Annotated in this window: 13 protein-coding genes; 12 read left to right on the top strand and 1 reads right to left on the bottom strand. The window is 37.0% G+C overall.

Translation table 11 applies throughout. The annotated features are described in order from the left end of the window. The first annotated feature begins 147 nt into the window (after window positions 1–147). From purE to purB, 3 genes are read left to right on the top strand one after another with little or no spacing between them, the layout of a single operon-like run. A complete protein-coding gene (purE, locus tag AC4BC5_RS01180; RefSeq protein WP_490496361.1) occupies window positions 148–636 on the top strand; it encodes a 5-(carboxyamino)imidazole ribonucleotide mutase in 489 nt (162 codons plus the stop codon). Continuing rightward, window positions 629–1,747, top strand: a complete 1,119-nt coding sequence (gene purK / locus AC4BC5_RS01175; protein WP_490496360.1) for a 5-(carboxyamino)imidazole ribonucleotide synthase — start codon at window positions 629–631, stop codon at window positions 1,745–1,747. The genes purE and purK overlap by 8 nt, the downstream gene beginning before the upstream one ends. A gap of 13 nt (window positions 1,748–1,760) precedes the next feature. Further along, window positions 1,761–3,062, top strand: a complete 1,302-nt coding sequence (purB, locus tag AC4BC5_RS01170; RefSeq protein WP_490496359.1) for an adenylosuccinate lyase — start codon at window positions 1,761–1,763, stop codon at window positions 3,060–3,062. Between the two features lie 58 nt (window positions 3,063–3,120). Here purB and AC4BC5_RS01165 read toward each other — a convergent pair whose 3' ends face one another. Next, on the bottom strand, window positions 3,121–3,492 hold the full coding sequence (locus AC4BC5_RS01165; protein WP_490496358.1) for a hypothetical protein: 372 nt from the start codon (window positions 3,490–3,492) through the stop codon (window positions 3,121–3,123). A 241-nt stretch (window positions 3,493–3,733) separates the two neighbouring features. Between AC4BC5_RS01165 and purC the strand changes: the two genes are divergently transcribed. Genes purC through purD form a run of 9 tightly spaced genes read left to right on the top strand, consistent with a single transcriptional unit; the run spans window position 3,734 to window position 13,468 of the window. Beyond that, window positions 3,734–4,450, top strand: coding sequence for a phosphoribosylaminoimidazolesuccinocarboxamide synthase (gene purC, locus AC4BC5_RS01160; protein WP_490496357.1), 717 nt, complete (start codon window positions 3,734–3,736; stop codon window positions 4,448–4,450). A gap of 2 nt (window positions 4,451–4,452) precedes the next feature. Further along, window positions 4,453–4,707: a phosphoribosylformylglycinamidine synthase subunit PurS gene (gene purS, locus AC4BC5_RS01155; RefSeq protein ID WP_490496356.1), complete on the top strand. Its 255-nt coding sequence runs from the start codon at window positions 4,453–4,455 to the stop codon at window positions 4,705–4,707. 2 nt (window positions 4,708–4,709) lie between these two features. Further along, window positions 4,710–5,384, top strand: a complete 675-nt coding sequence (gene purQ / locus AC4BC5_RS01150; protein WP_490496355.1) for a phosphoribosylformylglycinamidine synthase subunit PurQ — start codon at window positions 4,710–4,712, stop codon at window positions 5,382–5,384. Continuing rightward, a complete protein-coding gene (gene purL, locus AC4BC5_RS01145) occupies window positions 5,385–7,604 on the top strand; it encodes a phosphoribosylformylglycinamidine synthase subunit PurL (RefSeq protein ID WP_490496354.1) in 2,220 nt (739 codons plus the stop codon). It abuts the gene before it with no gap. Next, complete coding sequence (gene purF, locus AC4BC5_RS01140; protein ID WP_490496353.1) at window positions 7,589–9,028, top strand: amidophosphoribosyltransferase; 1,440 nt, start codon at window positions 7,589–7,591, stop codon at window positions 9,026–9,028. The genes purL and purF overlap by 16 nt, the downstream gene beginning before the upstream one ends. A gap of 14 nt (window positions 9,029–9,042) precedes the next feature. After that, window positions 9,043–10,086, top strand: a complete 1,044-nt coding sequence (gene purM, locus AC4BC5_RS01135; RefSeq protein WP_490496352.1) for a phosphoribosylformylglycinamidine cyclo-ligase — start codon at window positions 9,043–9,045, stop codon at window positions 10,084–10,086. After that, window positions 10,083–10,655 carry a phosphoribosylglycinamide formyltransferase gene (gene purN, locus AC4BC5_RS01130; protein ID WP_490496351.1) on the top strand — a complete coding sequence of 191 codons (573 nt, stop codon included), beginning with the start codon at window positions 10,083–10,085 and terminating at the stop codon, window positions 10,653–10,655. The genes purM and purN overlap by 4 nt, the downstream gene beginning before the upstream one ends. Before the next feature lie 3 nt (window positions 10,656–10,658). Then, window positions 10,659–12,200, top strand: a complete 1,542-nt coding sequence (gene purH / locus AC4BC5_RS01125; protein ID WP_490496350.1) for a bifunctional phosphoribosylaminoimidazolecarboxamide formyltransferase/IMP cyclohydrolase — start codon at window positions 10,659–10,661, stop codon at window positions 12,198–12,200. A 20-nt stretch (window positions 12,201–12,220) separates the two neighbouring features. Further along, window positions 12,221–13,468: a phosphoribosylamine--glycine ligase gene (gene purD / locus AC4BC5_RS01120; protein WP_490496349.1), complete on the top strand. Its 1,248-nt coding sequence runs from the start codon at window positions 12,221–12,223 to the stop codon at window positions 13,466–13,468. Window positions 13,469–13,527: the final 59 nt, after the last annotated feature.

Genomic DNA, 13,527 nt, shown 5'->3' with positions numbered 1-13,527 from the left:
TGATCAACTATCGCATTTTTTGTGAATAAATACTTTGGTATATAACGAACAATAGAAAGTTTTTATTTGAAAATATTCGTTAATGTTTTGACTTTGTTTTTTTCGATTGCTAAAATAAAAAAGAATAAATTAGAAGGAGTTTAGAAAATGAAACCATTAGTTGCTGTTGTTATGGGGAGTACCTCAGATTGGGAAACAATGAAGGGTGCCTGTGATAGTTTGGATGAATTAGGTGTGCCATATGAAAAGAAGGTTGTTTCTGCACATCGTACCCCAGATTTTATGTTCTCGTTTGCTGAAAAGGCTCGTGAGAATGGACTGAAAGTAATCATCGCTGGTGCTGGAGGAGCAGCGCATTTACCAGGAATGATTGCAGCAAAGACTACTTTGCCAGTTATTGGTGTTCCAGTACAATCACGAACATTAAACGGTTTAGATTCATTATTATCGATTGTACAAATGCCGGGTGGTGTACCGGTTGCAACGACAGCAATTGGAAAAGCTGGTGCGATTAATGCAGGAATACTTGCGGCGCAGATGCTTTCAATGTATGATTTAAAGGTAGCAGAAAAACTTGCTCAAAAACGTAAACAAATGGAAGAATCAGTAATGGAAAGTAGTGATCAACTTGGTTAAACCTTTGATGCCGGGTGCAACGATTGGAATCGTTGGTGGCGGTCAATTAGGTCGAATGATGACCATGAGTGCAAAACAAATGGGTTTTCGAGTAGGTGTGTTAGACCCTATGGAAAATTGTCCAACAGCACAAATTGCTGATTGGCATATCATCGCTGATTATGATGATATTTTAGCGTTAGAAGAAATGGCAAAACGAAGTGATGTCATGACGTATGAATTTGAAAATGTTAGTGTGGAAGCATTAAATGCAATTTTACCGTTTTGCGAGGTACCGCAAGGAACTGATTTATTAGCGATTACCCAAGATCGCTTGTTAGAAAAATCTTTTTTAGAAGCAAATAATATTGTCATTGCGCCATATGCTACAATTATTAGTCCTACAGATATTCAGGATGCAATTGAGCATATTGGTTATCCGTGTGTCTTGAAAACAACACGTGGTGGCTATGATGGTAAGGGACAATATGTCTTGAAGAGTCGTGCAGATCTTGCGTCATCAATGAATTTATTACGAGAAGGAACGTGTGAATTAGAAGCGTGGATTCCTTTTGATAAAGAACTATCAATCATGGTTGCAGGAAATGGACGTGAATATACAACGTTTCCAGTGGTTGAAAATATTCATCGAAATAATATTTTGCATGAAACTATTGCACCTGCAAATATTCCTCATGATGTAGCTAAAGAGGCGGAGCGAATTGCTAAAATAATTGCCAAAGCTTTAGATTTACGTGGAGTATTAGGAATTGAGCTATTTTTAACTAAAACGGGCAGTATTTATGTGAATGAATTAGCGCCACGCCCACATAATTCTGGTCATTATTCAATGGAAGCATGTAGCATGAGTCAATTCGATGCACATATTCGTGGTATTTGTGGTTGGCCATTAGGGGAAGTTCATTTATTAAGTGATGCCGTAATGGTTAATATTTTAGGTGAGCATTTAGCAGCAACTTATCAGCTGATTGCACGCAAACCTAATTGGCAATTTCATTACTATGGCAAATCTGAAGCAAAAAAAGGCCGTAAAATGGGACATATTACCATTGTTACTGACAATGTGAAGCAAACTTTAGAAGAAATCAAAAAAACAAAAATTTGGGATTAAGAGGAGAAAAACTATGTTAGAACGTTATACACGACCTGAAATGGGGAAAATTTGGACAGATGAAAATCGCTATCAAGCATGGCTAGAAGTGGAAATTTTAGCAGATGAAGCCTGGGCTGAACTTGGCGAAATCCCAAAAGAAGATGTTGAAAAAATTCGTGCCAATGCCTCATTTGATATTCAACGTATCTTAGAAATTGAAGAACAAACGAGACATGATGTGGTTGCTTTCACACGTGCTGTTTCAGAAACATTAGGTGATGAAAGTAAATGGGTACATTATGGCTTAACTTCAACTGATGTCGTGGATACAGCTTATGGTTTTTTAATGAAACAGGCCAATGATATTTTACGTCAAGACTTGCAACGTCTAACAGATATTATCGGTGAAAAAGCCAAAGAGCATAAATATACTGTGACCATGGGGCGCACACATGGTGTACATGCAGAGCCGACTACGTTTGGTTTGAAATTAGCTTTATGGTATTCAGAGATGAAACGTAATATTGAACGTTTTGAACGTGCTGCTAAAGGTGTTGAAGCAGGGAAAATAAGTGGTGCAGTGGGAACATTTGCGAATATTCCACCATTTGTCGAAGAATATGTATGTACTAAGTTAGGTATTCGTCCTCAAGAAATTTCTACTCAAGTATTACCAAGAGATTTACACGCTGAATATTTTTCAGCAATGGCTTTGATTGCAACAAGTATTGAAAAATTTGCTACAGAAATCCGTGGTTTACAGAAATCAGAAACACGTGAAGTAGAAGAATTTTTTGCAAAAGGACAAAAAGGATCCTCTGCAATGCCACATAAACGTAATCCAATTGGTTCTGAAAATATGTCTGGTTTAGCACGTGTAGTTCGTGGACATATGATTACTGCCTATGAAAACGTAACATTATGGCATGAACGAGATATTTCTCACTCTTCAGCAGAACGTATTATTATTCCAGATACAACAATTTTATTAAATTATATGCTAAATCGTTTTGGTAATATCGTGAAAAACTTGACAGTTTTCCCAGAAAACATGAAACGTAACATGGAGGCTACCTTTGGTTTGATTTATAGTCAACGTGTAATGTTGAAATTGATTGATCATGGAATGACACGTGAGCAAGCTTATGACTTAGTTCAACCGCATACTGCACAAGCTTGGGACGATCAAACTGCATTCCGCCCATTGTTGGAAGCTGATGAAAAAATAACACAAATTTTAACAAAAGAAGATTTAGATGATGCTTTCGATTATAATCATCACTTAAAAAATGTAGCTACCATTTTTGAACGTGTTGGATTAGATGAAGAATAAAACATAAAAATAAACCCGATTTCCAAACTTTTTGGGAATTGGGTTTTTTGCCGTTTATCTATCTTTGAGCTATAAAATTAATGGTATAAAGTTCTCGTTTTAAAACAAGAAAAATTGCCTGGACAAATTCAATAGAGGTCTCTTTAAAATTAAAAAAAACTTCGACATGATATTGACGTTGAAAAAGATGCGTTTGATACACTTCGCGAATGACAATTTCTTCATTGTGATGATTAGTGAATTGGAAAAGTTGCTTGCAACGACGATAGGGTTTTGACAAAAAAATCATACGTCCATTCCATGACATTTTTCGTTCTTGTATTTCATTGTATTGCTGCAAAACTTTTGAAAGTTCGTAAAACATCTTTTTTCTTTCTGCTGGTGTTAAATATGATACAAAATGTTGAGCTTCTTCATAAAATTCTATCATATAGTTATCGTCCTCCTCGAAACCAGACTATCATCTGCCATTATAATAACACCTAAACCGCTTTGTGTAAACGCTTTATTTTCGTAAGTACTCAATATAAAAACCTTAAAACGATAAAACACGAACTATTTACAAAATATAAATAATTAATGTAAAGTTATCGTTGACGGTGGGAAATGGATATTGTTAGAATGACAGTACACAAAATGAAGTATCAGGAAAAAATAAAACGAGGTGTAACATGGAAAAAAAAGCATTAGCTTATGAAGGAAAAGCTAAAAAGTTATATGAGATTGATGATAAATCAGTATTTTTAGTTGAATATTTAGATCAAGCTACCGCATTAAATGGTGCAAAAAAAGATGCTGTTAAAGGTAAAGGTCAAATGAACAATCAAATTACTTCTCAAATTTTTGAAAAATTAACGACTAAAGGAATTCCTAGCCATTTTATTAGAAAAATTTCTAAATCCGAACAATTGGTGAAACGAGTTGATATGATTCCTTTAGAAGTTGTTGTAAGAAATGTGGCAGCTGGAAGTTTTTCAAAACGTTTGGACATAGTTGAAGGAACAGATTTACCATTTCCAATCACCGAATTTTATTACAAAGAGGATCGTTTAGATGATCCATTCATCAATGATGATCATGTTGCCTTTTTAAATATTGCGACGAAAGATGATGTACAGACAATTAAAGAGCTTGCATTAAAAGTCAATCGCGCACTACAAGAATTATTTCTTTCTATTGACATTCGTTTGATTGATTTCAAAATTGAGGTTGGTCGTACAGAAGATGGCTCGATTTTATTAGCTGATGAAATTTCACCAGATACATGTCGTTTATGGGATGTTAAAACAAATGCTCATTTAGATAAAGATGTTTATCGTCGTGATTTAGGCGACTTAATTCCAGTATATGAAGAAGTATTACAACGATTAGAAGAAAAAGGAGTGTAATTATGTATTTCGTAAAAGTATTTGTCACATATAAAGAATCGGTTTTAGATCCTCAAGGGGAAGCAGTTAAAGGTGCCGTTCATCGTTTAGGTTATGATGAAATTGACGAAATCCGCATTGGAAAATATTTTGAGATTAAAGTAGCAAAATCTAACCGCCCAGTTGAAGATGCGATTGAAGAGATTTGTGATAAATTATTAGCAAATGTCAATATGGAAACATATCGCTATGAAATTGTAGCAACGGAGGAAGTCTAGACATGAAATTTGCAGTCGTTGTTTTTCCTGGTTCAAACTGTGATATGGATATGCTTTGGGCAATCAAGGATATTATGGGAGCAGAAGCTGAATATGTACGTCACGATGCAGATTCACTTGAAGGATTTGATGGCGTTTTGTTACCAGGTGGTTTTTCTTATGGCGATTACTTGCGTTGTGGCGCAATTGCTCGTTTTTCTGCAATTATGCAAGAAGTCATTCGTTTTGCAGACGAAGGGAAACCCGTTTTTGGTACTTGTAATGGATTCCAAGTATTAACAGAAGCTGGACTACTTCCAGGGGCGCTTCGTCGGAACGAATCATTGCATTTCATTTGTAAGACAACTTCACTAAAAGTAGTCAATAATCAAACGAAATTTACTTCTGAGTATGAACAAGATGAGATTATTCGTATTCCAGTTGCTCATGGTGAAGGGAATTATTATTGTGATGAAGAAACATTAGCCTCTTTGGAAGCAAATAATCAAATTGTCTTTAAATACGATGAAAATATTAATGGAAGTCTAAAAAATATTGCCGGAATTTGTAATGAAAAGGGAAATGTATTAGGGATGATGCCACATCCTGAACGTGCAATGGAATCATTGCTAGGTTCAGAAGACGGGAAAAAATTCTTTTCTTCTATCTTGAAAAACTTCGGAAAGGTGTCTGTATAAATGATAAAAGTAGAACCAACTCCAAAAGAGCTTAAAGAACAACGTATCTATTCCCAATGGGGTTTAACTGATGAAGAATATCGAATGATTGAAGAAGATATTTTAGGACGGATGCCAAACTATACTGAAACAGGATTGTTTTCTGTAATGTGGAGCGAACATTGTTCTTATAAAAATTCAAAACCGGTCTTACGTAAATTTCCAACGAGTGGTCCACAGGTGCTACAAGGTCCAGGTGAAGGAGCCGGGATTGTTGATATTGGCGATGGTCAAGCAGTAGTTTTTAAAGCTGAAAGTCATAATCATCCTTCTGCAGTTGAACCCTATGAAGGAGCAGCGACAGGTGTCGGTGGAATTATTCGCGACATCTTTAGTATGGGGGCTCGTCCGATTGCTATTTTAGATTCTTTACGCTTTGGTGAATTGGATAATGAACGGACAAAATATTTATTAGAAGAAGTGGTTGCTGGGATTAGCGGTTATGGAAATTGTATTGGAATTCCCACAGTTGGGGGTGAAGTCCAATTTGATGCTTGCTATGAAGGTAATCCATTAGTGAATGCGATGTGTGTTGGCTTAATTGACCACAAAGATATTCAAAAAGGCCAAGCAAAAGGTGTCGGTAATGCCATTATGTATGTTGGTGCGAAAACTGGACGTGATGGGATACATGGAGCAACATTTGCTTCAGAAGAATTTGTGGAAGGCGAAGAACAGCAACGTTCGGCAGTTCAAGTAGGCGATCCTTTTATGGAAAAATTATTGCTAGAAGCCTGTTTAGAGTTGATTTTGGAACATAGCGATATTTTAGTGGGGATTCAAGATATGGGGGCAGCTGGTTTAGTTTCTTCTAGCTCTGAAATGGCATCAAAAGCAGGATCTGGTTTGAAGCTTTATTTAGATGATGTACCTCAACGTGAAACAGGCATGAGTCCTTATGAGATGATGCTGTCTGAATCACAAGAAAGAATGCTGATTTGTGTTCAACAAGGGCATGAGGCAGAAGTGGTTGAGCTGTTTGCAAAATACGATTTAGATGCGGTATCAATTGGTGAAGTGACAGATGATGGGCTATATCGCCTCTACCATCATGGAGAAGAAGTTGCTAATCTGCCAGTTGATGCTTTGGCAGAAGATGCACCAACTTATCATAAAGAACGCCAAGAACCAGCACGTATCCAAGAGTTTGCTGCGTTGGAAGATTTTGTGCCGACAATTGAAAACTCTTCTGAAACATTGTTAGATTTATTACAACAACCAACGATTGCTTCTAAAAAATCAATTTATGAAACGTACGATTCGCAAGTCCGTACAAACACAGTCGTTCCTCCAGGTAGCGATGCTGCTGTTTTAAGAATTCGTGGAACTGAAAAAGCCTTAGCGATGACGACAGATTGTAATAGTCGTTATTTATATTTGAATCCAGAAATTGGTGGGCAAATTGCTGTGGCTGAAGCTGCACGTAATATTGTCGCTAGTGGGGGTAAACCATTAGCAATCACGGATTGTTTAAACTACGGTTCACCAGATAAACCAGAAGGCTTTTGGGAATTATGGACATCAGCGGATGGAATTTCTGAAGCTTGCCGTATATTAGATACGCCAGTTATTTCTGGAAATGTTTCTTTATACAATGAAACCAATGGGAAAGCAATCTATCCAACACCAATGATTGGTATGGTTGGTTTGATTGAAAATCTTGCTCATATTACCACACAAGATTTTAAAAACGCGGATGATTTAATTTATGTAATTGGTGAAACAAAAGCTGATTTTAATGGAAGCGAAATTCAAAAACGACAAGTAGGAAAAATCGAAGGAAAATTAATGACGTTTGATTTGACTACTGAAAAAACAGTTCAAGCGTTTGTGTTAGAAGCGATTCAAGCAGGGCTAATTGCTAGTGCGCATGATAGTGCAGAAGGTGGGCTTGCGATTGCTTTAGCTGAAGCAGCTTTTAAAAATGAATTGGGAATTGATGTTTCACTAGATATGCCAAAAGAATGGTTGTTCTCAGAAACACAATCACGTTTTGTCGTGAGTGTTAAACCGGAAAATAAAACAATATTTGAGCAGTTAATGGGTGACTTAGGACACTACATCGGAAAAGTAACGGCTGATGGTCAATTAAACATTGCTACTCAAAATGACAAAATCACTGTAGACACACAAGTAGCGAAGCGATTATGGGAGGAAGCTATTCCATGTCTTATGAAGTAAAAAGTTTAAATGAAGAATGTGGCGTTTTCGGCATATGGGGGCATCCAGATGCCTCCCGAGTGGCGTATTTTGGTTTGCATAGTTTACAACACCGCGGACAAGAAGGCGCCGGGATTGTTTCCAATGATCAAGGAAGATTACGTGGTCATCGTGATTTAGGGTTGTTATCTGATGTTTTTTCAGATGAAAATAAATTGACAAAACTAAAAGGAAACGCAGCTATTGGTCATGTTCGCTATGCAACAGCTGGTAACGGCAGTGTTGACAATATTCAACCTTTTTTATTCAAATTTTATGATAGCCAAATTGCTTTAGCGCACAATGGTAATTTAACGAATGCGAAAACATTACGACGTGAATTAGAGAAAGATGGCGCAATTTTTCATTCAAATTCAGATACTGAAATCTTGATGCATTTAATTCGTAGAAGTCAACAACCAACTTTTAATGGACAATTAAAAGAAGCCTTGAATCAAGTAAAAGGCGGTTTTGCCTACTTATTAATTACCGAGGATGCTATCGTGGCAGCACTTGATCCAAATGGTTTTCGTCCGTTATCCATTGGTCAAATGAAAAATGGTGCCTATGTGATTGCTTCAGAAACATGTGCTCTAGAAGTGAGTGGCGCAGTGTTTGTTCGAGACGTCCAACCTGGGGAAATGGTTATCATTAACGAAGATGGCATTACTATTGAACAATATACGACTGAAACCCAACCTGCAATTTGTGCGATGGAATACATCTATTTCGCCCGACCAGATTCTAATATTGCTGGTGTAAATGTACACACGGCAAGAAAAGAGATGGGACGACGTCTAGCACAAGAGGCGCCGGTTGAAGCAGATATGGTGATTGGTGTACCTAATTCTTCATTATCAGCTGCCAGTGGTTATGCAGAATATTCTGGTATTCCTTATGAATTAGGCTTAGTAAAAAATCAATATGTAGCACGAACGTTTATCCAACCAACACAAGAGTTACGTGAACAAGGCGTTCGAATGAAATTATCAGCAGTTCGTGGCGTTGTCGAAGGAAAGCGAGTGATTTTAGTCGATGATTCGATCGTTCGCGGTACAACTAGTCGTCGGATTGTAAATCTATTAAAAGAAGCAGGAGCAAAAGAAGTTCATTTACGAATTGCTTCACCACCATTGAAATATCCTTGCTTTTATGGCATTGATATTCAAACTCGTAAGGAATTAATTGCTGCTAATCATTCGGTTGAAGAAATTAGGGAATGTGTCCAATCTGATACCTTGGCTTTTTTAAGTGAACAGGGGTTAATCGATTCGATTGGTTTAAGATTTGATGCACCGTATTCTGGATTGTGTATGGCCTATTTTAATGGCGATTATCCAACACCACTCTATGATTATGAGGAGCAATATAAAGAATCATTACAAGAGCAAACATCATTTTTTTAAATGGAGGAAAGCAAGTGACAAACGCATATTCAAAAGCCGGTGTGGATGTAGAAGCAGGCTATGAAGTAGTTGAACGTATTAAAAAACATGTAAAGAAAACTGAACGTTTAGGTGTATTAGGTAGTCTAGGTGGTTTTGGTGGTTGTTTTGATTTGAGTACTCTTTCGGTCAAAGAACCTGTCTTGGTTTCAGGAACAGACGGAGTTGGAACGAAGTTAATGATTGCTATTCAAACAGATACACACGACACAATAGGCATTGACTGTGTGGCCATGTGTGTCAACGATATTGTCGCTCAAGGAGCAGAACCTTTGTATTTTCTAGATTATATTGCAACAGGCAAAAATGTTCCTGAACGCTTAGAAAAAGTAGTGGCCGGAGTTGCAGAAGGTTGTGTTCAAGCAGGGGCTGCTTTAATTGGTGGAGAAACGGCAGAAATGCCAGGCATGTATGATGAAAATGATTACGATTTAGCAGGCTTTGCAGTCGGAATTGCTGAAAAAAGCCAATTAGTAACGGGTGAAAAAATTCAAGCAGGTGATATTTTAATCGGCTTACCGTCTTCAGGTATTCATTCTAATGGTTTTTCACTTGTTAGAAAAATTTTCTTTGAACAACACCAATTAGCATATGAAGTGCAACTTCCGAAGTTATCAAAATCTTTGGGCGAAGAGTTGTTAACGCCAACTCGTATTTATGTTCAAGCTGTGTTGCCATTAGTCAAAGAAGAGTTGGTTCATGGTATTGCCCATGTAACTGGGGGTGGCTTTGTTGAAAATCTACCACGTATGTTACCAGAAGGATTAGCAGTAGAAATTCAGGAAAATAGTTGGCCAGTTTTACCGATTTTTGACGTATTGTCTTCTTATGGTGATATTCCAACAAAAGAAATGTATGAAATTTTTAATATGGGAATTGGGATGGTTATCGCTGTAGCTCCTGAGAAAGTAGCCAAAGTTCAAGCATTATTACAAAAACAAAATGAAGAAAATTATATCATTGGTAAGGTTATTGAACAATCAGATGAAGCTATTGTTTTTAAAGAGGTAGAGGCATGAAGATTGCGGTTTTAGCTTCTGGGAATGGTAGTAACTTTGAAGCAATTGCGCAAGCATTTGAAACGAAAGAGATTCAAGGAGAATTGTCGTTGCTTTTCTCAGATAAAACAGATGCGTATGTTTTAGAGCGAGCTCAAAAATATCAAATTCCTCGTTTTAGTTTTACACCAAAAGATTTTGCATCAAAAAAAGAGTATGAAGAAGCGCTACGAGATTTGTTGCTTGCTAATCAAGTTGATTTTATTGTGCTAGCAGGATATATGAGAATTATAGGAAAAGACTTATTAGAAGCGTTTCCTAATAAGATTTTAAATATCCATCCTTCTTTATTACCAGCTTTTCCAGGTTTACATGGAATTAAAGATGCCTACAACTATGGTGTGAAAATTACCGGAATTACCATACATTTTGTGGATGCCGGTGTGGATACCGGGCCGATTGTTGCACAAGCAGCAGTTGAAATTGCTGATGGAGAAACACTAGAATCATTGGAAGAAAAAATTCACCAATTAGAACATCATTGGTATCCCAAAGTCATTGCGGAGATTACACAAAAAGGAGTAAATTAAAACATGAAAAAAAGAGCATTAATCAGTGTATCAGATAAAACAGGGATTGAAGCGTTTGCTAAAGCGCTCGTAGCAAAAAATATCGAAATTATTTCGACGGGTGGCACAAAAAAAGCATTGGATGAGGCTGGAATTTCAACAATTTCAATTGATGAAGTAACTGGTTTCCCTGAAATGATGGATGGGCGGGTTAAAACATTACATCCCAAAATTCATGGCGGATTATTAGGACGTCGCGATTTGCCAACACATATGAATGCTATGAAGGATCATGAGATTGTACCTATTGATTTTGTTGTAGTCAATTTGTATCCATTTAAAGAAACGATTTTAAAATCTGATGTAACTGAAGAAGATGCAATTGAAAATATTGATATTGGTGGACCAAGTATGCTACGTTCGGCTGCTAAAAATCATGCTTCTGTAACAGTTATAGTTGATCCAGCTGATTATGAAGTTGTGTTAAGTGAATTAGATATTGCTGAAGAAACATCTTTGGCTACTAGAAAACGCTTAGCAGCAAAAGTTTTCCGACATACTGCTGCTTATGATGCCTTGATCGCTACTTATTTAACTGAACTAGTTGGTGAAGATGAGCCTGAAAAATTAACCTTGACTTATGATTTGAAACAATCTTTACGCTATGGTGAAAATAGTCATCAAGAAGCCTCGTTTTATGCTGATGCGTTACCAAAACCTTATTCTATTGCCTCCGCAAAACAGTTACACGGTAAAGAACTTTCTTATAATAATATCCGTGATGCTGATGCTGCAATCCGCATTGCTCGTGAATATACTGAACCAACAGTAGTAGCTTTAAAACATATGAATCCATGTGGTATTGGAACTGCAAATACGATTTATGATGCTTATACTGCAGCATATGAAGCAGATCCAGTTTCTATTTTTGGTGGAATTGTAGTCTTAAATCGTTCAGTAGATGAAGCGACTGCTGAAGCAATGAGTAAAATTTTCTTAGAAATTATTATTGCACCTGCGTTTAAAGAAGAAGCATTGGCTATATTAACAAAGAAAAAAAATATTCGATTAATGACACTAGATTTTACTGATCAAACATCTACGCAAGCTGAAACAGTTTCTGTTTTAGGTGGTTTATTGGTGCAAGATCAAGATTTAATTGAAGAAAATAGCACAGACTGGCAAGTAGTAACTAAGCGTCAACCAACTGAAACAGAACTAAAAGCCTTAGAGTTTGCTTGGAAAGCTGTGAAACATGTGAAATCAAATGCGATTTTATTAGCGAATGATAAACAAACAGTTGGGATTGGTGCCGGACAAATGAATCGTGTTGGTTCTGTAAAAATTGCAATCGACCAAGCTGAAGCGACAGGAAAAATTGCTGGTGCAGTTTTAGCGAGTGATGCGTTTTTCCCTATGGGTGATAGTGTGGAATATGCGGCAGAGCATGGGATCAAAGCAATCATTCAACCTGGTGGCAGTATTAAAGATCAAGAATCAATTGATATGGCTGATAAATATGGTATTACAATGCTATTTACAAATGTTCGTCATTTTAGACATTAATCTTTTAAAGGAGAAAACCCATGAAGATACTCGTAATTGGCAGTGGCGGTCGAGAACATGCTATTGCTAAAAAATTACTTTTGGATAGAAGTGTAACGACTGTTTTCTGTGCGAAAGGTAATCCTGGAATGAAAAAAGATGGGATTCAAATTGTGGATATTGCTGAAGATAATCATCAAGGATTGATTGAGTTTGCGAAAGACCAAGCAATTGATTGGACATTTGTTGGTCCAGAAATTCCTTTGCTAAATGGTATTGTAGATGATTTTGACCAAGCTGGTTTACAAATATTTGGACCTAAAAAAGCTGCTGCAATGATTGAAGGATCAAAAGAATTTGCAAAAGAATTAATGATGAAAAATCAGATTCCTACGGCAACTTATCAAAGTTTTTCTGATTTTGAGGCAGCGAAAGCGTATGTCTTAGAACAGGGAGCACCGATTGTAATTAAAGCAGATGGATTAGCTGCTGGTAAAGGTGTTGTTGTTGCAGCAACGATTGATGACGCAATCGTTGCTTTGAAAGACATGCTTGAAGACAATAAGTTTGGAGCAAGCGGAGCAAAAGTAGTCATTGAAGAATTTTTAGCAGGGGAAGAGTTTTCATTATTAGCATTTGTTCGTGATGAAAAAGTTTATCCAATGGTCATTGCTCAAGATCATAAACGAGCGTTTGATGGCGATCGTGGTCCTAACACTGGTGGAATGGGTGCTTACTCACCAGTACCACAAATTCCAGAAGCAATGGTGGAGCAAGCTGTTCAAAAAGTGTTGTTGCCGGCTGCAAAAGGAATGGTTGATCAAGGGACGCCATTCACTGGTATTTTATATGCTGGATTAATTGCAACCGACTCTGGTCCAAAAGTGATAGAATTTAATGCGCGTTTTGGTGATCCTGAAACACAAGTAGTATTGCCTCGTTTGGATAGTAGTTTAGCTGAAATTATTACAGCCATTCTAAAAGGTCAAGAACCTGAAATTCAATGGAATAACCAGGCGACCTTAGGAGTAGTCGTTGCTGCTGAAGGTTATCCTGGTGATTACATGACCGGTCAATTAATTCCGGATTTTATTAGCGAAGAATGCCAAGTTTATTATGCTGGCGTAGCAGAAAATAATGGTTTAGTAAGTGCTGGTGGACGTGTGTTATTAGTTGAAGCACAAGCAGATACTTTGCAAGAAGCACAACAAAAAGTTTATCAATTATTAGATCAGGTCGATTTACCACATTTATTTTATCGTAGCGATATTGGTAATAAAGCATTATAAGTGGGAACCAGGTGTGGAAATAACGCCTGGTTTTTTTTATTGATTAATTTAGTATAACG

The sequence above is a fragment of the Enterococcus sp. AMC2644 genome (assembly GCF_058216475.1).
The sequence above is the reverse complement of the archived record's forward strand: the minus strand, read 5'-3'. Positions and strand labels throughout refer to the sequence as shown.